A 21,654-nucleotide genomic window follows, 5' to 3' on the forward strand; every position below is an offset into this window, starting at 1 on the left:
AATATTTCTAATTCTTTAGAAATTTGAAGACTTTTTGTTGCTTGTTAGTGTTTGAAAGTTTAATAAGATAAACACCTTTTTGAAAATTAGAAATATCGATACTGTTATTTTTAAAGATTTTATTGCTGATAATTTTTTGACCTGTAATACTATATATATCAATGTGTATATTTTGATTACCAATATTTGATATTTGTAAATAAGGATTTTCTTTAGTTTGAAATGGTTTTATTTGTTTAAATAATTCATCAGTAATTGATAATTTTTCTTCTGAAAGCTCGATATGATGAGAGCCAGCGATAGGGTCGTCTGTTAAATATAGATCTATGTGGTTAGTTTCTGAGTTAATAGATGTCTTAAAATTACCAGAGCTATATCCATTATTATAAATTCCTAATATTGAATATAAAGTATATTCAATATTGTTACAAGGTTGTGAATTATCTGAAATTGTAGTTGAAATAGAATTAGACTCCCAAAGTTGTAATCTATTTGTTCCGTTATCAGGGTTGCCTCCTTTTAAGGTTATATAAAATTCGTTGCCACATGGAGACACTCCATTACTTTTCATATATAAAACATCTTTTTCTATGTTGTAATTAAAAGTTACACTAAGTTTAAAATCGTCAGGAACTTCATGAACTATAGGGCAATCGCCACATAGTTCATCATAATTGCTCATGTATTTCATAACATCAAAATTTAAACCATCAAGCGCGGTTATAATGTCTTGGCTAATAGCAGAAGTTTTGAAAGACCCTAAATTATAAAATACTTCATCGGGTACATTTTGAGCTAATTCATTTATTAGGTCTTTAGAGTTAAAATTAATGGTAAACCTCTTTTGAGAAGAATCAGGATTTGTTAGATGAAAATCATAAATTTCATATTTAGCAAAAATGTCCGTTATATATTGTTCTTGATGAGTTAAAGTTATAGTACCATCATTGTTTTTATTAACGGTAGGAACGTTTATGTTATTTTCTATTGAGAAATAGTAATCAATTCCCGACCTTAAAAGGGGCTTCTGACTAAACCCCAAAGAAGATATAAAAAGAATTATGACTAACTTAAAGTAGGATATCTTCATTATTTGTGTCTCATTTCTGTAAAAATAATAAAAACTTTTCAGTAGGGAATTTTACTGTTTAATTTTATGGTATAATATTATCAATAATTCCTATTTTTGCAATTCGAATTAAAAACAATCTTAATGAAGACAATTCAATTTAGAGAGGCTATTTGTGAAGCCATGAGTGAAGAAATGCGCAGAGATGAAAGCGTTTATTTAATGGGTGAAGAAGTAGCTGAATATAATGGAGCTTATAAAGCATCAAAAGGAATGTTAGATGAGTTTGGAGCAAAGCGTGTAATCGATACACCAATTGCCGAACTTGGTTTTGCAGGAATCGCTGTTGGTTCTACAATGACAGGTAATAGACCTATTGTAGAATACATGACCTTTAACTTCTCTTTGGTTGGAATTGATCAAATTATAAATAATGCAGCAAAAATTAGACAAATGTCTGGTGGACAATTTAAATGTCCAATTGTATTTCGTGGGCCAACAGGTTCTGCAGGTCAATTAGGAGCTACACACTCACAAGCTTTTGAAAGTTGGTTTGCTAACACACCAGGTTTAAAAGTTATTGTGCCATCAAACCCTTATGATGCAAAAGGTTTATTAAAAGCAGCTATTCGCGATGACGATCCGGTTATTTTTATGGAGAGTGAGCAAATGTATGGCGATAAAGGTGAAGTGCCAGAAGGTGAATACATTGTGCCAATAGGAGTTGCTGAAATTAAAAGAGAAGGAACAGATGTAACTATTGTTTCTTTTGGTAAAATTATAAAAGAAGCTTATAAAGCTGCTGACGAATTAGAAAAGGAAGGCATTTCTTGTGAAATTATAGATTTACGTACTGTAAAGCCTATGGATAGAAAAGCTATTTTAGATTCAGTTAAGAAAACAAACCGATTAGTTATTTTAGAAGAAGCTTGGCCTTTTGGAAATGTTGCTACTGAAATTACTTATTTAGTACAAAGTGAAGCATTTGATTATTTAGATGCTCCAATTATAAAAATTAATACAGCAGATACTCCTGCGCCTTATTCACCAGTTCTTTTAGAAGAATGGTTGCCTAACAAGGACGAAGTTATTAAGGCTGTTAAAAAAGTATTGAACAAATAAAGTAGTATATTCTACGTTATATAAACTTCATTAGCATAATTGTTGATGAAGTTTTTTTGTGTTATAAAGATATTTTTTTCAATCTTTATGCAACCAAAGACAGATATATTTGTCTTTTAAATATAAAATCTTTAGATGAAGATAAAATTAGTTTTTACATTTTTTCTATTCAGTACATTGTTTGCAATCGCTCAAACAAAAGTTAGTGGCTATGTGTTTGATGAATATAATGAACCTGTTTCTTTTGCTAATGTAATATTTAAGGGGTCTACGCAAGGAACTATAACCGATGAAAACGGAAAGTTTTATCTAGAATCTGATGAAACTTGGAATACTTTAAGCGTATCATTTTTAGGCTATGAAACTTTGAATATTCCATTAACTAAAAAAGTAAATTACGATTTAAAATTCACACTTAAAGAAGAAGCGGGAGAATTAGATGCTGTTGTAATTGTTTCTGGTAAGCAGTCTAAAAAGAATAATCCAGCTATAGATTTACTTCGAAAAATATGGGAGCATAAACGTAGAAACGGCTTAAATTTATACAAACAATACGAATATGATAAGTATGAAAAAGTAGAGTTTGATATTAATACCATTGATAGTGCATTAATAAAAGGTAAGCTATTTAAAGGTATGGAGTTTGTTTTTGATCAGGTTGATACCTCCAGCGTTACTGGTAAAACATACTTACCCATGTTTATTAATGAAGCAGTATCAAAAGTATATGGCGATAATTTAATTAATAAAGAAAAGGAAGTTTTAAAAGGAAATAAAAACTCAGGATTTAGTGATAATCAAATTATTATCGATTTTGTAGACGATTTGTATTCAGATTATAATGTGTATGATAATTACTTAAAATTCTTCGATAAAAGTTTTGTGAGTCCGTTATCTAAAACAGGAATAAGCACTTATAATTATGTGTTAAGTGATAGTGCATTTATTGATAATAAATGGTGTTATAATATCATCTATTATCCAAGACGTAAAAACGAATTGACTTTTAAAGGTGATTTTTGGGTAGCAGATTCAACCTATGCTATTAAAGAAATTAATCTTCAAGCATCAAAAAGCGCTAACATAAACTGGGTAAAAGATATTTATATAGAGCAAGAGTTTGAAGTTTTAAATGATTCACTTTTTCTCGTAAAGCGCGATTATATGATGTCCGATTTTGCGTTTAGCAAAAAAGAAAAGGCTCGTGGTATATATGGTAAACGAACCACACTATACAATAATTATAAATTTGATATAGAAAAAGATAAGAAATTCTATGACGAGGAAGTTTATAATTATGATAAGGATGTTTATGATAGAGATGATGCTTTTTGGTCAGATAATAGATTAGAAGTTTTAAATAAAGATGAGCAAGGTGTCTATAAAATGTTAGATACTTTAAAAACCGTTAAAAAGTTTAAACGTCTTTATAACTTAGGAAGTATTTTGTCTTCAGGCTACATAGAATTTAATTCGTTGCCATTAGATTATGGTCCTATTTTTTCAACTTTTGGGTTTAACGAAGTTGAAGGATTGCGTTTGCGTGTAGGTGGGCGTACTTATTTTGGTAGAAATGACCTTTGGAGATTACAAGGGTTTTTAGCTTACGGATTTGATGATGATAAGTTTAAATATGGTATTTCTGGAAAATGGTTATTAGATAAAAAGAGCCGATTGATAATTTCTGGAGGAAATAGGCGCGATGTAGAACAAATAGGAGCTAGTTTAACAACAAGTACCGATGTTTTAGGGCGAAGTTTAGCTTCCTCATCGGTTGTTGGAACTAGTACAAATGATAAGTTGACTTCTATTAATTTAACCAGTTTAGCAGTAGAGTTAGAGCCTTTACGTAATCTTGTTTTTAGATTAAGTGGAAATTATAGAACTTTAGAGTCGGCATCACCAACTTTTAGTTTAGATTATAATACACCTACAGGTGTGGAGTCTGAAATAAAACAATTTGAAACCGCTTTGTCATTATCGTATTTTCCAAAACGAAAAATGACTGGTTTTGGCGTTGAGCGTCGCACAGCTAATGATGATTTTGCTCGTATTTTTGCCCAAGTAAGTCGTGGTGATAAAAGTATGTTTAATAGCGATTTCGATTATACAAAATTACAGTTCTCTTATACGCAGCCTATACAATTAGGTGGTTTTGGTAGGTTAACATCAACTGTTGAAGCAGGAAAAACTATTGGAGAAGTACCTTTAGGCTTGTTAAGTGTTATTCCTGGGAATCAATCTTATTTTTCAATTTATAATACATTTTCTCAGTTAGATTTTTATGAGTTTGTGTCTGATACTTATACATCTGTACATTTAGAACATAATTTTAACGGACGCTTATTTTCTAGAGTCCCCTTTTTAAGAAAACTTAATTTACGTGAAATTATTAGTGTTCGTGGTGTTTGGGGAGAAATATCAGATGAAAATATTGCTCTAAATACCACTGGAAATATCAATGCCACTCCTTTAATAGCACCAAGCGATAAAATGTATTATGAATACAGTTTAGGAATTGGAAACATTTTTAAGGTATTTAGAGTAGACTTTAATTTTAGAGGAAACTATTTAGATGAAATTAAAAATCCCGATGCTCGTAAATTTGGAGTGACAGGTACTTTTGGGTTTTATTTTTAAGAGGTTTTGTAGCTGTAAGTTGTATGAATAGGATAAGATTACGTGACTCTGAATCGAATTAATTAGCTGCTTGTTTAATCGTTACATAGTCAAAATAATCTCCTGCTTCAAAAGTGATATTCATAACTCTTTCTTTTCCAGTATTATTTTCATTTAATTTTATAAAAAGAGTGTTTTTATCTCTTCTTTTAATCAAAAATTCTTCTTCAATTATAGAATATGAATCTGATTCAAGGTTAATATCCTCATTATCATAATAACTATAAATACTATTTTCAAAAGATACAGCATCAATCCACCACCAATCACCTTTAGTAGTAATAGTAACCGAATTCATCTTATGTGTTAGCTCTACATTTTTTGTTGATAGTTTAATAATATCATCCCATTTTCCATCAATTTCTTTTTTGTCTAAACAAGATGAAAGAGTCAAAAGACCAAAGAATAAAATCATTATTTTTTTCATAGTCATCATATGAAATTTATATATTAATCAGCTTTAAAAACTCAAAAGATCTAATTCCCTCTCTTTTTTTCTTTAAAGCTATCAAACTCAGATTTGGTTTCTACTTTAGGAAAGCTATTATTTTTCATATCGGTATCGGCAAATTCAAAATTAGGGTCTAAATTCACTTTAGCAACTTCTTTAGCTTTAATAAAGGTTTTTTTAATTTCATATTCATTTCTGCGCCATATTTCAGCAGGTAGTCTGTCGGTTTCTGTAGAGCCATCAGTAAATACCCATTCTATGGTAACAGGCATCACGAGTCCGCCAATATTTTTTATAGTAATTTCATAAATATTTTTTCCTGAAACTTGTTTTCTAATTTCGGTTTCATCTAATCTAGATAAAAACTGTCCGTATTGAGCGTCTGGTGTAGCGGCCATATTAATAACTTCAGGGCCGTTAGAAAAATCTTTTGCTTCTGCTTCGGTACCTGTTTCGTATGACGCTATTTTTACTTTAGAGTTAGTTTTTTTGTCTTCAATATTGGTGTTTTCTTCGTAAACTTTAAACCATTTTACGTTGCTTAATTCCATGTCTACATTATCGGTAGTAAAAAACCAACCTTTAAAAAACCAGTCTAAATCGGTTGCTGTAGCATCTTCTAAAGTTCTAAATAAATCTGCTGGATTTGGATGTTTGTATTTCCATCTATTGGCATATTCTTTAAAAGCTTCATCAAATAATTCTTTACCAATAATAGAGTTTCGTAGCATTTGTAAACCTACTGTAGGTTTCATATAAAAGTTAGCACCAAATTGTGTGAATAATTCATTGTCAGATGTTGTCATTATGGGTCTTAAAATACTTTTATCACCACTCATAAAAGGCACAATGCTTTTTGGTGTAGTACTACTAAAACCAGGATAGCGTTCAGCCACTGTTCTTTGATGTAAAAACGTGTTTAAACCTTCGTCCATCCACATCCATTTACGTTCATCTGAGCTAACAATCATTGGGAACCAATTGTGTCCTACTTCGTGTACAATGGTGCCAATCATACTTTGTTTTGCACGATCACTTATTTTACCATTTATAGGACGTCCTCCATTAAAACTTATCATAGGGAATTCCATACCAATGTTAGAGGTGTTTACTGAAATTGCTACAGGATACGGATAATCAAATGTAGCTTCAGAATAAACTTCTAAAGCATTTTTAATGGCTTTTGTAGATGATTCTTGCCATACAGGTAAGCCTTCTTTTGGGTAAAAAGACATAGCCATAACCGTGTTTGTTGGTAATTTTACAGCTTGCGCATCCCACAGAAACTTTCGTGAGGAAGCAAAAGCAAAGTCACGAACGTTTTTAGCATGATACTTCCAAGTTTTTAGTTTGGTAGCTTTTGTTTTTTTGTTGGTGTTTGCCTCTTCTTCTGTAATAATCATTACAGGTGTATCGAAAGATTTTTTGGCTTTGTCTAGCCTTTTACTTTGCGTTTTTGTTAAAACAGCATCACTGTTTTGTAACAACCCTGTTGCAGCAATAATATGATCTTCAGGTACCGTAATTTCAACTTCATAATTTCCAAATTCTAATGCAAACTCACCTAATTTTTGAAATTGCTGATTTTGCCATCCTTCGGTGTCATTATAAACAGCCATTCTAGGAAACCAATGTGCTATTAGGTATATGGTATTATCATCTTCAGGAAAATATTCATAGCCTTCTCTTGAAAGTAAATACATACTACGGTCTGTTATAGGGTAAGACCATGCTATATTGATACTTGTAGATTCTCCAGATTTTAGAGGTGTGTTTAATTTAACTTTCATCATGGTGTTGTTAACCATGGTTTTTAAATTACTTCCATTAGCATTTTTAACATATTTAATAGAGTATCCTGCTGGAAAATCAATAGCTCTAGTAAGAAACTGCATTTGGCGAGTACTCATGCCATCTTCCATTTTGTTGAATATTGAACCAAAATCTTCATTCCCTTTTTTGTTGACGTTTTGTTCAAGCTGAATCCATAAATAACTTAAATCGTCAGGCGAATTATTAAAATAAGTAATGGTTTCTTCCCCAGTAAGGGTATTGTTTTTTTCGTCTAACTGAGCCTTTATCTTGTAATCGGCTTGTTGTTGCCAGTAAGCTTTTCCGGGTGCTCCGCTTGCGGTTCTGTATGTACTGGGAGGTGCAATTAGGTTGTCAATGGGTTCAAATTTACCTTGCCAGGGTTGGTTTTGAGAATGTACATTAAAAAATAGGCAAAGACATAAGATGCTCGTGATGAGATATTTCATAATTTTTTGAGTTAGTCAGGTTCAAATAATTACCGTGCAATGTAGTTAATATTTTACTTTATACGCATTATATAGGATAGAATTAATTAATAGATTTTAAGCTTTTGTTAATATATGAAAATCTACCTTACTATTGTTGTTTTAAGTTTTTTGGTTCAGTACATTTGCAACCCTAAATAGTAAAAGAAAATGAGTAAAGAAGAAGAATTAACTTTTGATGTATTAATTGAAATACCAAAAGGAAGTAGAAATAAATACGAATACGATTTTACATTACATAAAATTCGTTTCGATCGTATGTTGTTTTCATCAATGATGTATCCTGGTGATTACGGGTTTATACCAGAGACTTTAGCTTTAGATCAAGATCCCTTAGATGTATTGGTAATGGGACATCAACCAACGTATCCTATGGTGGTTATGGAAGTAAGACCTATTGGTGTGTTCCATATGACAGATGAAAAAGGACCAGATGAGAAAATTATTTGCGTTCCTGTATCGGATCCTATTTGGAGTAATAATAAAGATATTAGCGATTTAAATCCTCATAGATTAAAAGAAATTGAACACTTTTTTCAAGTATATAAAGATTTAGAAAAAAAGAAAGTAGATACAGGCGGATGGGGAAATGCTGAAGAAGCTAGAAGAATTTACCATGAGTGTGTACAAAGATATGATGAAAGTGAGCACAAGAAAAAGCGCACTTTTACTATCTAGTAACTTGTTCAAAAAACATTAAAAAGCCATCTTAATATATTAAGATGGCTTTTTTTATGGTTAAATATTGATGAATTATAATATTAGAGTTTAGTATTTGTAATGTGTGTTAAAATAATTCATATTAAGCGAGTAAAATTTGTGTCTTAATAAAGTGTTCATAGTGAAATTTATTTATAAAACGCATCAAAATCCTGATAAATGTCATAGTATTTAAAATATTTTAAATTAATGAGGTTTTTAGTGCATTATCTTTAATTATTATAGGTTTTTTTTATCACATATATTTTCCTATTTTTAGCGTCAAATAATATATATAACTAACTAAAATTAATTTATGGATTTAATTGTAAAATTTTTACCGCTTTTTGGTGTTTTGGCACTAATTTTTGTAATTATAAAAAGTGGCTGGGTTTCAAAACAAGATGTAGGAGATGCTAAAATGGCTAGAATTGCAAAAAATATTGCAGAAGGCGCTATGGCCTTTTTAAAAGCTGAATACAAAGTTTTATCAATATTTGTAGTAGCAGTTGCAATTCTCTTATACTTTAAAGGTAATTCAGAAGAAGGCTCTAATGGCATGGTAGCTGTTTCATTTATTGTTGGTGCTATTTGTTCTGCATTAGCTGGTTTTATTGGTATGAAAGTAGCAACTAAAGCCAATGTTAGAACAACACAAGCTGCTCGTCAATCTTTAGGACGCGCATTAGAAGTCGCATTTGCAGGAGGAGCAGTTATGGGCTTAGGTGTTGTAGGTCTAGGAGTTTTAGGACTTAGTGGCTTATTCATGATATATAGTGGTCAAGGTTGGGAAATAGGAGAAATTCTTAACGTGCTTTCTGGTTTTTCATTAGGAGCATCATCTATTGCTTTATTTGCTCGTGTTGGTGGTGGTATTTATACTAAAGCTGCCGATGTAGGAGCCGATTTAGTTGGGAAAGTAGAAGCAGGTATCCCTGAAGATCATCCATTAAATCCTGCAACAATTGCAGATAATGTAGGTGATAATGTTGGAGATGTTGCTGGTATGGGAGCCGATTTATTTGAATCTTATGTAGGTTCTATTATAGGAACCATGGTTTTAGGTGCTATATATGCTACTTTACCAGAATTCCAAGGTGCTTTTGATGGTTTAGGAGCTGTGTATTTACCACTAGTTCTTGCAGCAGTAGGAATTGTTATGTCAATTTTAGGAACCTTTTTTGTTCGTGTAAAAGATGGAGGAAATCCGCAAACAGCTTTAAATATTGGAGAGTTTGGTTCTGCAGGTTTAATGTTGGTAGCGTCTTATTTTATAATTAATCAAATGTTGCCAGAATCTTGGGTCGATGCTGGAACAACATATACATCTATGGGTGTTTTTTGGGCTACTATTGCTGGTTTAGTTGCAGGATTAGCCGTAGGTAAAATAACGGAGTATTATACTGCTACGGGTAAAAAACCAGTAATGTCTATTGTAAAACAATCTGAAACTGGAGCAGCAACAAATATTATTGCAGGTTTAGGAGTTGGTATGATGTCTACTGCAATTCCTATTTTATTAATTGCTGCGGCTATTATGGTTTCTCATCATTTTGCAGGTTTATATGGTATCGCCATTGCTGCAGTAGGTATGTTAGCTAATACGGGTATTCAATTAGCTGTTGATGCATACGGGCCAATTTGTGATAATGCAGGTGGTATTGCTGAAATGGCAGAATTACCAAGCGAAGTTAGAGATCGTACCGATAAATTAGATGCTGTTGGAAATACAACAGCTGCTATTGGTAAAGGATTTGCAATTGCTTCTGCGGCTTTAACAGCTTTAGCATTATTTGCAGCATTCATGAAAACTGCTCATGTAACGTCTATTGATGTTTCTAGACCAGATATTATGGCAGGATTATTAATAGGAGGTATGTTACCATTTGTGTTTTCTGCATTATCAATGAATGCAGTAGGTCGTGCTGCTATGGCAATGATTGAAGAGGTTCGTCGTCAGTTTAGAGATATTCCTCAATTAAAAGCAGCGTTAGAAGTAATGAGAGCTGTTGATTCAGATATGACTAAGGCAACAAAAGAACAAAGAGCTATTTTTGATGCAGCTGATGGTGTTGCCGATTATGGAAAATGTATTGATATTTCAACAAAAGCGTCTATTAGAGAAATGGTATTACCAGGCTTATTAGCTATAGTTGTACCTGTACTTGTTGGTTTTGGCGGACAATGGTTTGGAGTTGGAGGCGCAGAGATGTTAGGAGGCTTGTTAGCTGGTGTAACTACTTGTGGTGTGCTAATGGCTATTTTTCAGTCTAATGCTGGAGGTGCTTGGGATAATGCAAAGAAAACTATTGAAGAAGACGGTAGAAAAGGAACAGATGTACACAAAGCAGCCGTTGTAGGTGATACTGTTGGAGATCCGTTTAAAGATACATCAGGACCATCATTAAATATTTTATTAAAATTAATGTCGGTTGTAGCATTGGTTATTGCTCCTAGTATTGCTATGGATTCTGAGGTTGTTACTGCTTATGTTTCTGAAGGAAATGATACAGAACTAGTAACTATTTCAAAAGAAGTTAAAGTAGATATGACTAATAATGAAGATGGTACTGTAAAAGCTGTAGTAACGACAGTAACTACTGAAAATGGAGTAAAATCTACTAGTTATGAAACTTTTGAAGGTGCCGAAGCTGATGTAAAAATGAGTATTGATGCTTTAAATGAAAGTAATAAAGTAGTTCGTGTAGACGTGAAAAAAGATATTAATCAAGTTGTTGTTAACTAGATAAATTCTTTAAAAACTATATAAACAAAAAAACCACACTATTAGTGTGGTTTTTTTGTTTATATAGTTTTGCGTTAAGGATAGAATGGGCATTCTTTTTGTGAAAATTTATATATGTAACAAATATTCTTTATAAAATAGTTGTTTTAGTTAAAAGAACCCGCTAATAATTTACTTTATAAATATATCAAAGTCTTCTAGTTTATCTTCGAATTAAGTTGATTGCTATTTTGATGTTTTTTAGGTCACAAAATTGTGATGTGAGTAATTATTATGTTAAATTAAATAATTCTTCATTTTGTTATAGTAAAAGAATTTATATTTAGATATATTTTCATTACTATGAAAGGTTTTTGTTACTCATTATGTATATGTTTTTTTTATGTCAATTTAGTGTCTGCGCAATCTGAATTTTTTAAAAAAGAATATTTTGAAGTTTACGATTCAATTGATTTATATCAAAACAATAATGTTTTTAACGGTTTAGAGTATATAGATAATTATATTAGTTTATCTGTCGAAAATCATAAATTTTATGGGTCAAGTGATTTTCTTAAAGGGTATATTATTTATAATGATTTACCTCATTTTAATGTAAAAATGAAATATGACTTATTAAATGATTTGGTGATTCTTGAATTTGTGAATATAAAAGTTACAAACCTCAGTTTAAATTCAAGTTTGGTTAGTCAATTTGTTTTAAATAATGCTCAGTTTGTGAGGCTTCCTCAAATTGAAATATTAAGACCTTTTTATGTAAATGGTTTTTTTCAAGTAGCATATAATGGACCTAATTACACTTTATATGTGAAATATAAAAAGAGCAAAATAGAGAAACTTAGAAATAAGAAAGTGTATTATACATTTAAATCTAACGAAGTTTATGTTTTGTTTTATAAGAATAAATATCTCAAGATTAATTCAAAAAAGAATATTATCGAAGCCATTCCTGAAAGAGAAACGGAAATATCTAATTATTATAAATTTAATAAACGGTTGTACAAAAAAAGTAAGCATCAATTTTTTGTTAAACTATTTACAAGCTTAAAGTAAGTCTCCGTATATGAAAAAATTAATGGTTTTGTCTTTTGTGCTCTTGATTAGTAATTTAGGAAATTCTCAAGAATATAAAAAAATATCAATCAATTTTGATAATATGAATCGTATTGATGCTTTGTTAGAATTGGAAGATTTAATCGGATATAAATTTTATTTTGAAGAAGACTGGTTTGACGATACATTATTTTCAAAATCTTTTAAGAATTTGGAAATAGATGTTATTCTTGAAGAAATATTAAAAGAGACTTCCGTTAATTATTTGATTTTTGATGGTAAAGTTATTTTGACCAAAAATACAGCAATAGTTGATAGACTACCTGATATCCATTTTAAAAAGGTAGATACCACTATATCTAAAACTACTATATCCGAACAAAATAAAAAGATCAAAGCTCCTATTTTACAAAAACAATTTATTAGTAATCGACTAAAGAGTGATGGTAAGATTTATTCTATAGGTAAAGAGAATATAAATAATAATCAAAGTAAGTATTTAATATCTGGATATATAAAAGATTCAAAAACAAATAAACCTATTGATAATTTAGTTGTATTTATAACAAATAAAGATATTAATACAACAACAAATGAATTTGGGTTTTATTCATTGGAAGTTCCTAAAGGGTTTAATGAATTAGAAACATCATCATTGTCATACGGAAAAAGCAAACGAAGAATTATTGTTTATAGTAATGGTGATTTAAGTTTTTTTTTAGATGAGTCTGCAGAATTACTTAATGAAATTGTTATAAAGTCGGATAAAGATGACAACATTAAGAAGGTTGAAGTCGGAGTTACTAGAATTGATGTAGAAGGTATAAAAAATATTCCTTTAGTTTTAGGTGAACGTGATGTTTTAAAAGTTGCTACTACTATGCCAGGAATAAAAACCGCAGGAGAAGGAGCTTTAGGTTATAATGTAAGAGGAGGTAAAGTAGATCAAAATTTAATTTTGTTTGATGATGCAGTAATGTATAATCCATCACATTTTTTTGGAGTATTTTCTGCAATAAATCCTTTTGCAACTGGAAGTGTTGATATCTATAAAGGAAGTATCCCTTCTGAATTTGGAGGACGTCTTTCTTCTGTTATTGATATTGCTACAAAGGAGGCAAATATGGAAAAGTTTTCAGGAGAAGGTAATGTTGGCCCAATTACTGGGAATTTAATGATTGAAACTCCAATTATTAAAGATAAGATGTCCGTTTTAGTTGGAGGAAGAGCAACATATTCCGACTGGGTGCTTAAAGCAATTTCTGAAGAATCAATAAAAAATAGTAAAGCTAATTTTTATGATGCTCTTGTGAAATTTAATTATAAAATTAATAATAAAAATAATTTACAAGCTACGCTTTATTATAGTAATGATGAGTTTAGTATAACTTCAGATTCTGTTTATGGTTATAGCAATAGATTGGCTTCGATAAAATGGAACCATACGTTTAATGATAAAAATAGAGTTTCCTTACAAATGGCAACAAGTGAGTATAAGTTTAGTATTATTTATGATGGTATTTTTAATAGAAACTTTGATTTTGGTTATAGTATAAATGAAACACAATTTAAATTAAAAGCTAAATACTTACATAGTAAAAAACATAAATTCAATTACGGATTAAGCAGTAAACTGTATGCTATAAAACCTGGAGATATTGTGCCTTTAGGAAATGAATCTGTTGTTGAAAGCAAAAGTATTGATAGAGAAAGAGGGTTAGAATCGGCATTCTTTATGTCGGACTTATTTGAGTTAAATAAAAAGTTTGTGTTAGATATTGGTATTAGATATTCATTATATGCTTCTTTAGGGGCAGGGACCCAGAATGTTTATGACCTTTTTCAACCTAAAAGTTCAGAGTCTATTGTCGAAACAAAAAATTTTAAGAATAATGAAGTCATAAAAACCTATGGAGGTCCAGAATTACGGTTTTCTGCAAGATATTTTTTAGCACCAAGTGTTTCTGTAAAAGCAGGATATAATAAAACCATTCAGTATTCTCATTTACTTTCATCTAATACTACGGCATCTCCTGTTGATTCTTGGAAATTATCAAACTTAAATGTTGAGCCACAACGGGCAGAACAATTTTCTCTTGGGTTTTATAAGAATTTTAATAATGACTTATATGAATTGAGTCTTGAAAGCTATTATAAAAAAATGAATAACCTTTTGGATTTTAAAGTTGGTGCAGAGTTACTTTTAAATGAGGATATTGAAACCGAACTTTTACAAGGAAAAGGTAAGGCCTACGGGGTAGAATTTTTACTTAAAAAGAAGAAAGGACGATTAAATGGATGGCTTGGTTATTCTTATTCTAGAACTTTAGTGCAATTGGATAGTGAATTTTTAACCAATAGAGTAAACAACGGTAATTATTTTTCAGCAAATCAAGATAGGCCACATGATGTTAGTTTAATTTCAAATTATAGACTTACAAAGCGGTATAGTGTTTCTTTTAATTTTAATTATCAATCAGGTAGACCTATTACTTATCCTGTTGGGAAATACGTTTATAATGGAAAAGAACAAGTACTGTATAGCGATAGGAATAAAATTAGAATACCTGATTATTATCGTTTTGATATTGGTGTTAATATTGAAGGGAATCATAAGAATGTAAAGTTAGCACACAGTTTTTGGAATATTTCGGTATATAATGTACTTGGGAGAAATAACCCTTATTCTGTTTATTTTATAAGTGAAGATAGACAAATAAAAGGTTATAAATCATCTATATTTTCAATTCCAGTGCCAACAATAACATATAATTTTAAATTTTAAATTAAAGTTGACCAAATTATATAAAAATATATCGTTTATTATTTTATTAACTACATATAGATGTGCAGTACCATTTTCTTTTGTAATAGGCTTTTTTGAAGAAGTTTTGGTTATTGAAGAAACTATAGCCGATGAGTTAAAGTCTATCATATACGATTGTAAAGTAAGAGTGTGGGGATTGTACAATATTCATCTAATATAAAATTAACGTTTTGGGAAGATTAGTTATTACAAATTTTATTGTTTTTAGCCTGCTTGGTTTTTGTGTACTAGGATGTACGGAATCTTTTCCTTTGGTAACAGAATCATTTGAGGATGTTTTAGTGGTGGAAGCTACTATAACAGATGAATTTAAATATCAAGAGATTAAAATTTCACGAACTTATTTGTTGGAAAGCGATTCTCAAGTTATAGAGAGTAATGCAAATGTTAGAATAGAAGATAGTAATAATAATATATATAATTTTAGAGAAGCAGAAGGAGGTGTTTATATTTCTAATATACCATTTAAACCTGTAGAAGGTGTTTCTTATAAATTATTAATAACATTAGTTGATGGTAAAGAATATGTTTCAAGTAATGAGTTTTTAGCTCCAAAAGCTGAAATAGAAAATTTATATGCAGAGTTGGTTAATTTAAATGGGCAAACTGGGGTTCAGGTTTTAGTTGATAGCAATGATGATTTAGGAGAGGCGAATTTTTTTAGGTATAAATATGAAGAAACATATAAAATTGTAGCTCCATTTTATTCTCCGTTTGATGCCATTGTTACTGGTGGTATTACTGAAGGAACAATTGATTTAGTAGCTAAAACTAAAGAAGAAAAAATATGCTATTCAAGTAATATTTCTACAGAAATATTATTAACAAGTGTAAACAGTTTAATTGAGAATAAAGTGTCAAAATTCCCTATTCGTTTTATTAAAGCAGATAACAGTATTCTAAGGGAGCGTTATAGTATTTTAGTAAAGCAATATGTACAATCTGTAGAAGCAAATAATTTTTATAAAATTTTAAAAGAATTGAGTTCAGAAGAAAGTGTATTTGTAGATAATCAGCCAGGGTTTATTCAAGGTAATATTTTTTCTCAACAAAGTTCTACTGAAAAAGTTATAGGATTTTTTGATGTTTCATCGGTTACATCAAAAAGAATATATTTTAATTATTCAGATTTTAATATCGATTATCCAGCTTATTTCTTCGATTGTGATTTGAGGACTTATGATTATACTATTACTGGGCCTCCAGAACCAAATCAAAGAGTTTTTCTGCTGCAATTATTATTCTTTTATCCTCAATATAAATTTGTTTCTGGCTATTATCCCGAGTATACTATAGTAAACCCAGAGTGTGGGGATTGTACAACATTTTCATCTAATATAAAACCAACGTTTTGGGAAGATTAACTATAAAAATTGTTATTGCTTTATGTATGTTATGCAATAATGTTTTATGTCAAATAAGCAAAGAGACTTTTAATACTCTTAAAACTTCAATTCCTCAAGAAAAGGTTGAGCTTCATACCAATGCAAATATTTTATTAGCAGGAGAAACATTGTTTTATAAATTATATTGCTTAAATAGTCTAGAAAGACCAAGTACAGTTAGTAAAATCGCTTATGTTGAATTAATAGGAGTTGAAAAAAATCAACTGTTTAAGCACAAACTAAAATTAGTTGGTGGATTAGCAAATGGAGATTTTTTTATACCATCAAATATTGAGACGGGTAATTATAAGATTGTGGCTTACACAAAGTGGATGAATAATAATGAAAGTAATCCCTTTTATCAAACCGATGTTTATATAATCAATCCATTTATACCGAAAGAGTTTTTTCTTGAAAACAAGAAAATATTTGATGAGAATCAAATAGATATAGAGATTAAGAAAGGGGATTTAATTATAGGTAAGAAAAGCAATGGTGATATTAAGCTTGAAACTAATAATAAGTCATATAAAACAAGAGAAAAGGTTGAATTGACTTTTAATAATGTTTTAGAAGAAAAGGGTTATGGAAATTATAGTCTGTCTATTCGCAAGTTAGATTCATTAGAGGTAACTAAAAAAAAGTCTAATAGAATTATAAATAAAGTTCACAGAGAAAATTATTTACCAGAAATACTTGGAGAAATTATTTCTGGACAAGTTATTGCCAAAGATGATAACATTAACGTAGCAGATAAAATAGTTTCATTGTCAATTCCTGGTACTAATTACGTTTATAAAAATGTAAAAACAGATAAAGCAGGGAAATTTCATTTTAACATTTCTGAAAATTATAATAATAGTGACGCTATTTTACAAGTACTTGATAAAAATAATGAGCGTTATGATATTCTTTTAGACGATTTATCTTTTAATTTTTTTAATCAATTAAAATATAGTAGAGTTATATTGAATGAAAATATTAAAGATTGGATGTTAACTAAAAGTATTCATAATCAAATAGAAAGTGCTTCTCATAATTTAAAAAGAGATAGTGTTATTTATAAAAAACCTGCTAAACTATTTTACGGTAAACCTTCTGTTAAATATGTGCTAGATGATTATAAAAGATTTCCAACCGTAAAAGAGACTTTTGTTGAAGTTGTTGAAGAAGCTGCTGTAAGAAAGTATAATGATACGTTTAATTTTAAAGTGTTTAATTATGAAGAACTGCGAAATAATGTGTTTAGAGATTATGAACCATTGGTTTTATTTGATGGTAATTTAATTCAAAATAATTCAGATGTTTTAGATTATAATTCTAATAAAATTGAAAGTATTAGTGTGGTTCGTGGTATATATTTTTATGGGCCAAGTATATTTAATGGGATAATTGATATAAAAACAAAAAAGGGAGATTTTAATTTACCAAAGAATAGGAATGATTTGAATTTTATAAGTTTAGATGCTGTAAAAGAAAATAAAATTTACTTTAATCCAAATTATAAGACTCAATTTGAAGATTTGAAAAGAATTCCTGATTATAGAAATCAGTTATTATGGATTCCTGATTTAACTTTAGATTTTAATTTAAAAACTTTAAAATTTTACACATCGGATGCTACAGGTATTTTTGAAATTCTTTTACAAGGATATAGTTTAGATGGAAAATATTTAAAATCTAAAGAGTATATAGAAATAAAAAAGGACTAAAGGTTGGGTTTAAAACAACCCATTAATCTCAGCATCAATAGTGTTTATAACACTTCCTAAGTCTTCTGGATTGTCTACAAAATCTAAATCATCAACATCTATTATTAGTAGTTTTCCTTTGGTGTAGCCGTGTATCCAAGCTTCGTAGCGTTCGTTTAATCGGCTTAAGTAATCAATACTTATTGAGTTTTCGTAATCGCGCCCACGCTTATGTATTTGCTTTACTAAATTAGGGATAGTGCTACGTAAATAAATTAAAACATCGGGACCTTGTACTAAAGATTCCATTAATTCAAAAAGCGATTTGTAGTTTTCATAATCACGATTCGTCATTAAACCCATCGCATGTAAATTGGGTGCAAAAATATGTGCATCTTCATAGATAGTTCTATCTTGAATGATGTCTTTTCCACTTTTTCGAATTTCTAATACTTGACGAAATCTGCTATTTAAAAAGTACACCTGTAAGTTGAAACTCCAACGTTCCATTTGATTGTAAAAATCGTCTAAATACGGGTTGTCTACAACATCTTCAAGTTGGGCTTCCCATTTATAATGTTTTGCTAGTAATTTAGTGAGGGTTGTTTTTCCAGCGCCAATATTTCCGGCAATAGCAATATGCATAATCTTAATCGATTTTTATTTGGTATTTGTAAATGCTTTCGTTGTTGTAAATATACAAGGTTTCGTTGGTTACAAAAAACTGTTTAATTAATAAATTTGGAGTTGCTATTGGAATAGGCTTTTTAGTATTTCTTTTTAAATAGAATAAAGTGTTGTCTTTTTTTAAAATAATATTGTTATTACTTTCTGTTAAAGCTGTAAAGCCATCATTTTTAGTTTTCTGTAATAAGCTGCCAAAATAATTATATACATACAAATATTTTTTAGTTAGTAGCCAGCAGGTATTGTAGTTACTTTTTAAATCTAAAATTTCGGTTTGTACAGGTAAGGTTTGGGCTCTTGTTATATTTTGTTTATAATCGTAAAGTTCTAATTGCTGCGTGTCTTGATTAAATATCCAAATGGTATTATCGTGTCCAGTGGCAATGTGTGAAACATTTTTGTAGTCTGATATGGTGTTAAAATCTATTTTAAATATTTCGGCTAATCTGTTATCTAGAATAATAACGGTATTAAAATCTTTATAAAAAAGGTTGATTTTTAATGGGTTGAAAGCATTAGCGCTTTTTAAATCACCTAATTGTAGGTTGTTATAAGTTATAGTTTTACTTGCGTTCTTTTTACTAAAAACATTGTTGTTAATAAAGTATTGCGTATTGAAATTGTCAATAGAAACAAGTGCTTCCGCATTAAATTTGTAGCTTTTTATTAATGTTGTTTCAATACGTTCTTGAGAGAATGTAGAGGTAGTTAGTAGTAAAAAAAGATATATTATATGTTTCATGGCGACTTGAAAAATACAAAAATCAAACCACTTTTTAGCAAATTAGTTTATATCCAAAGCCTCTAACATTTAATATTTGAATGGATTCATCTAGTTTTAGTTTTTTTCTGAGTTTTGTAATAAATACATCCATGCTTCTAGCATTAAAAAAATCATCATTTCCCCAAAGTTTTTTCAAGATTATTGTTCTATCTAAAACAGTGTTTTTATTTTTTATTAAATGAAATAATAAATGTGCTTCTCTATGTGTAAGTTGAACTAAATCTTGATTTTTAAATTGTAACGTTTGTTTTGGAAAGTTAAATGTATAATGACCTATTGATAGTGTATCAGACGCTTTTTGAAGTTGCGTTCGTTTTAATAAACTATTGATTCTTACTATTAATTCTTCAATACTAAATGGTTTTTTTAAGTAATCATTACCGCCTATTGAAAAACCTTCAACAACATCTTGAGTTTGAGATTTAGCTGTTAAAAACATAATGGGAATCGTTTCATCAATAACTCGAATTTCTTTTGCTAAGGTAAATCCGTCTTTTTTTGGCATCATAACATCAAGAACTAACAATTCAGGTGTGTGGGTTTTATAAACTTCAAAAGCTTGTTCTCCATTGTTGCACAACAACACATTAAAGTTTCTAGTTTCTAAACTTTCTTTTATTATTTGGCCTAATGCTGGTTCGTCTTCAGCCAATAGTATGGTTGCTTGTTTACTCATTTGGTATAGATATATTAAAGATAGTTGAACTTTCTTTTAAATTTAATTGAATGTCACCACCATGTTTTTCTGCTATTTTTTTTGCATAATATAAGCCTATTCCAAAGCCTTTAACATCATGTGTGTTCCCTTTCGGAATTCGGTAAAACTTCTCGAATATTTTGTCTTTATGTAATTTGTTTAAGGTATTACCATTATCAGAAATAGAAATGGTAAAAGCTAACGGTATTTTAAATATTTCAACTGTTATACTGTTTCCTCCATATTTTATAGCATTATCTAGAATGTTATTAATAGCATTTTCAAAATGAAATACATCAACTTTAGCCAATATTTCTTCAGAAGGTGCTATAAATTGAATGTTTTTATGGTGTGTTTGCATTTTATGTTTTTCAACAATAGCAGTTAAAATATCAGCTATATTATAGGTTTCTTTGTTTAGTTTTAAATTGTCACTATTTAATGTAGCTGTTTCTAAAAGTTTTTCAACCATCACATTTAATTTAGATAATTGATTACTCGAAATATCTAAATAGTTTTTTGTTTTTTCTTTATTATCAATAACATTAAAGTCTTTAATACTTTCAATGGCGACACCAATAGTGGTAATGGGAGTTTTAAATTCATGAGTAATATTACTGATTAAATCGTTTTTGACTTCCGCTAATTGTTTCTGTTTTTTAATAATATTTAAGAGATAAAACAGGCAGCTTATAACGGCTAAAATTAAAAAAAGGGATATTAAAATACTTGAAAGTATACGCTTTAAAATAATTTTAGTTTCGTTTGTGAAATAAATTTTTAATTCACTGTTTTCTCGTAAAAATGTTGATTTAGAACTAATAGATAAAAAATTAGCTTCAATATTATTTCGTGTTTTTTGTATGCTATTAGAGTCGTTTTTAAAAGATAAGGTATAAATAATATCCAATTGTTTTCGTTGTAACTCTTTATGCATTAAACTATCAATAGTATCAAGATTTAATGAGTCTTCACTAATAGAAATTAAAATTTTTGAGGTTAACGTTTTAATACTATCGAAATGTAATGAATCATTAAAATATTTTTTTATAATAATCTTATTTGTATGCCATTCGTTATTAGATTCAGCTTGATAAAACTGTTCAAATACAGTGTCTTTTTTAATATTAGAATTTATTTGATGATTGTAAGAATAAGATTTTTTGTTAGCGATTTTGTTTTTATTAATAAAAATGGAATCGTTGTCTTTATAATTAAAATCAAAAGACACGGTGTTTTTTTTGGCAAGATTAGCAAAATAAGATTCAATAGAAGTATCTAAACTTAGTTGTACATCATTTATTAATTGTTGCTTGCTATAAAGGTAGTTTTTGTAATTCCAATAGAACTGAACACAAATAGTGCTAATTATAACAAAGGTTATAAAGTATAGTATCCATTTTAATTTAGAATCGTTCATAAATCAAAAGTAAATGTTAAAACCGTATAAAACCAATCGGTTAA

Annotated in this window: 16 protein-coding genes; 9 read left to right on the plus strand and 7 right to left on the minus strand. The window is 29.4% G+C overall.

Features of this window, described 5'->3' with window-relative positions:
* Positions 1 to 7: 7 nt before the first annotated feature.
* A complete protein-coding gene (locus tag ACH5TX_RS09510) occupies positions 8 to 1,090 on the minus strand; it encodes a T9SS type A sorting domain-containing protein (RefSeq protein ID WP_439339266.1) in 1,083 nt (360 codons plus the stop codon).
* Positions 1,091 to 1,213: 123 nt separating this feature from the next.
* Between ACH5TX_RS09510 and ACH5TX_RS09515 the strand changes: the two genes are divergently transcribed.
* Both ACH5TX_RS09515 and ACH5TX_RS09520 read left to right on the plus strand, forming a co-directional pair.
* Positions 1,214 to 2,191: a pyruvate dehydrogenase complex E1 component subunit beta gene (locus ACH5TX_RS09515; protein ID WP_439339267.1), complete on the plus strand. Its 978-nt coding sequence runs from the start codon at positions 1,214 to 1,216 to the stop codon at positions 2,189 to 2,191.
* A gap of 135 nt (positions 2,192 to 2,326) precedes the next feature.
* Positions 2,327 to 4,831 (plus strand): DUF5686 and carboxypeptidase-like regulatory domain-containing protein, encoded by a 2,505-nt coding sequence (locus tag ACH5TX_RS09520; protein WP_439339268.1) that lies wholly within the window; start codon positions 2,327 to 2,329, stop codon positions 4,829 to 4,831.
* A gap of 58 nt (positions 4,832 to 4,889) precedes the next feature.
* On the opposite strand, the gene ACH5TX_RS09525 is transcribed toward ACH5TX_RS09520, so the two are convergent.
* A complete protein-coding gene (locus ACH5TX_RS09525; RefSeq protein ID WP_439339269.1) occupies positions 4,890 to 5,297 on the minus strand; it encodes a hypothetical protein in 408 nt (135 codons plus the stop codon).
* 50 nt (positions 5,298 to 5,347) lie between these two features.
* Positions 5,348 to 7,582: a M1 family metallopeptidase gene (locus ACH5TX_RS09530; protein WP_439339270.1), complete on the minus strand. Its 2,235-nt coding sequence runs from the start codon at positions 7,580 to 7,582 to the stop codon at positions 5,348 to 5,350.
* A gap of 189 nt (positions 7,583 to 7,771) precedes the next feature.
* Between ACH5TX_RS09530 and ACH5TX_RS09535 the strand changes: the two genes are divergently transcribed.
* From ACH5TX_RS09535 to ACH5TX_RS09565, 7 genes are all read left to right on the plus strand, one after another.
* Positions 7,772 to 8,299 carry an inorganic diphosphatase gene (locus ACH5TX_RS09535; protein ID WP_439339271.1) on the plus strand — a complete coding sequence of 176 codons (528 nt, stop codon included), beginning with the start codon at positions 7,772 to 7,774 and terminating at the stop codon, positions 8,297 to 8,299.
* 337 nt (positions 8,300 to 8,636) lie between these two features.
* Positions 8,637 to 11,066 (plus strand): sodium-translocating pyrophosphatase, encoded by a 2,430-nt coding sequence (locus ACH5TX_RS09540; protein ID WP_439339272.1) that lies wholly within the window; start codon positions 8,637 to 8,639, stop codon positions 11,064 to 11,066.
* A 393-nt stretch (positions 11,067 to 11,459) separates the two neighbouring features.
* Positions 11,460 to 12,119, plus strand: coding sequence for a hypothetical protein (locus ACH5TX_RS09545; protein ID WP_439339273.1), 660 nt, complete (start codon positions 11,460 to 11,462; stop codon positions 12,117 to 12,119).
* A gap of 10 nt (positions 12,120 to 12,129) precedes the next feature.
* A complete protein-coding gene (locus ACH5TX_RS09550) occupies positions 12,130 to 14,904 on the plus strand; it encodes a TonB-dependent receptor (protein ID WP_439339274.1) in 2,775 nt (924 codons plus the stop codon).
* A gap of 7 nt (positions 14,905 to 14,911) precedes the next feature.
* Positions 14,912 to 15,106: a hypothetical protein gene (locus tag ACH5TX_RS09555; protein WP_439339275.1), complete on the plus strand. Its 195-nt coding sequence runs from the start codon at positions 14,912 to 14,914 to the stop codon at positions 15,104 to 15,106.
* A 10-nt stretch (positions 15,107 to 15,116) separates the two neighbouring features.
* Positions 15,117 to 16,310: a DUF4249 domain-containing protein gene (locus tag ACH5TX_RS09560; RefSeq protein WP_439339276.1), complete on the plus strand. Its 1,194-nt coding sequence runs from the start codon at positions 15,117 to 15,119 to the stop codon at positions 16,308 to 16,310.
* The gene (locus tag ACH5TX_RS09565) at positions 16,298 to 18,043 is read left to right on the plus strand and encodes a hypothetical protein (RefSeq protein WP_439339277.1); all 1,746 of its coding nucleotides are present in this window, start codon (positions 16,298 to 16,300) and stop codon (positions 18,041 to 18,043) included. Before ACH5TX_RS09560 ends, ACH5TX_RS09565 begins: the two co-directional genes overlap by 13 nt.
* 9 nt (positions 18,044 to 18,052) lie before the next feature.
* On the opposite strand, the gene ACH5TX_RS09570 is transcribed toward ACH5TX_RS09565, so the two are convergent.
* Genes ACH5TX_RS09570 through ACH5TX_RS09585 form a run of 4 tightly spaced genes read right to left on the minus strand, consistent with a single transcriptional unit; the run spans position 18,053 to position 21,610 of the window.
* Entirely contained in the window at positions 18,053 to 18,667 is a 615-nt protein-coding gene (locus ACH5TX_RS09570; protein WP_439339278.1) for a deoxynucleoside kinase, read from the minus strand.
* A 4-nt stretch (positions 18,668 to 18,671) separates the two neighbouring features.
* Positions 18,672 to 19,451: a hypothetical protein gene (locus ACH5TX_RS09575; protein WP_439339279.1), complete on the minus strand. Its 780-nt coding sequence runs from the start codon at positions 19,449 to 19,451 to the stop codon at positions 18,672 to 18,674.
* 34 nt (positions 19,452 to 19,485) lie between these two features.
* Entirely contained in the window at positions 19,486 to 20,169 is a 684-nt protein-coding gene (locus tag ACH5TX_RS09580) for a response regulator transcription factor (RefSeq protein WP_439339280.1), read from the minus strand.
* Positions 20,162 to 21,610, minus strand: a complete 1,449-nt coding sequence (locus tag ACH5TX_RS09585) for a sensor histidine kinase (protein WP_439339281.1) — start codon at positions 21,608 to 21,610, stop codon at positions 20,162 to 20,164. Before ACH5TX_RS09585 ends, ACH5TX_RS09580 begins: the two co-directional genes overlap by 8 nt.
* Positions 21,611 to 21,654 lie beyond the last annotated feature (44 nt).

The sequence above is a fragment of the Thalassobellus citreus genome, from assembly GCF_044385915.1.
In the GTDB taxonomy this organism is placed as follows: domain Bacteria; phylum Bacteroidota; class Bacteroidia; order Flavobacteriales; family Flavobacteriaceae; genus Thalassobellus; species Thalassobellus citreus.

Coding starts and splice junctions, on each gene's coding strand:
- ACH5TX_RS09525 (WP_439339269.1), bottom strand. CDS start 5,297: ATGAAAAAAATAATGATTTTATTCTTTGGTCTTTTGACTCTTTCATCT.
- ACH5TX_RS09520 (WP_439339268.1), top strand. CDS start 2,327: ATGAAGATAAAATTAGTTTTTACATTTTTTCTATTCAGTACATTGTTT.
- ACH5TX_RS09550 (WP_439339274.1), top strand. CDS start 12,130: ATGAAAAAATTAATGGTTTTGTCTTTTGTGCTCTTGATTAGTAATTTA.
- ACH5TX_RS09510 (WP_439339266.1), bottom strand. CDS start 1,090: ATGAAGATATCCTACTTTAAGTTAGTCATAATTCTTTTTATATCTTCT.
- ACH5TX_RS09585 (WP_439339281.1), bottom strand. CDS start 21,610: ATGAACGATTCTAAATTAAAATGGATACTATACTTTATAACCTTTGTT.
- ACH5TX_RS09575 (WP_439339279.1), bottom strand. CDS start 19,451: ATGAAACATATAATATATCTTTTTTTACTACTAACTACCTCTACATTC.
- ACH5TX_RS09530 (WP_439339270.1), bottom strand. CDS start 7,582: ATGAAATATCTCATCACGAGCATCTTATGTCTTTGCCTATTTTTTAAT.
- ACH5TX_RS09580 (WP_439339280.1), bottom strand. CDS start 20,169: ATGAGTAAACAAGCAACCATACTATTGGCTGAAGACGAACCAGCATTA.
- ACH5TX_RS09570 (WP_439339278.1), bottom strand. CDS start 18,667: ATGCATATTGCTATTGCCGGAAATATTGGCGCTGGAAAAACAACCCTC.
- ACH5TX_RS09515 (WP_439339267.1), top strand. CDS start 1,214: ATGAAGACAATTCAATTTAGAGAGGCTATTTGTGAAGCCATGAGTGAA.
- ACH5TX_RS09535 (WP_439339271.1), top strand. CDS start 7,772: ATGAGTAAAGAAGAAGAATTAACTTTTGATGTATTAATTGAAATACCA.
- ACH5TX_RS09540 (WP_439339272.1), top strand. CDS start 8,637: ATGGATTTAATTGTAAAATTTTTACCGCTTTTTGGTGTTTTGGCACTA.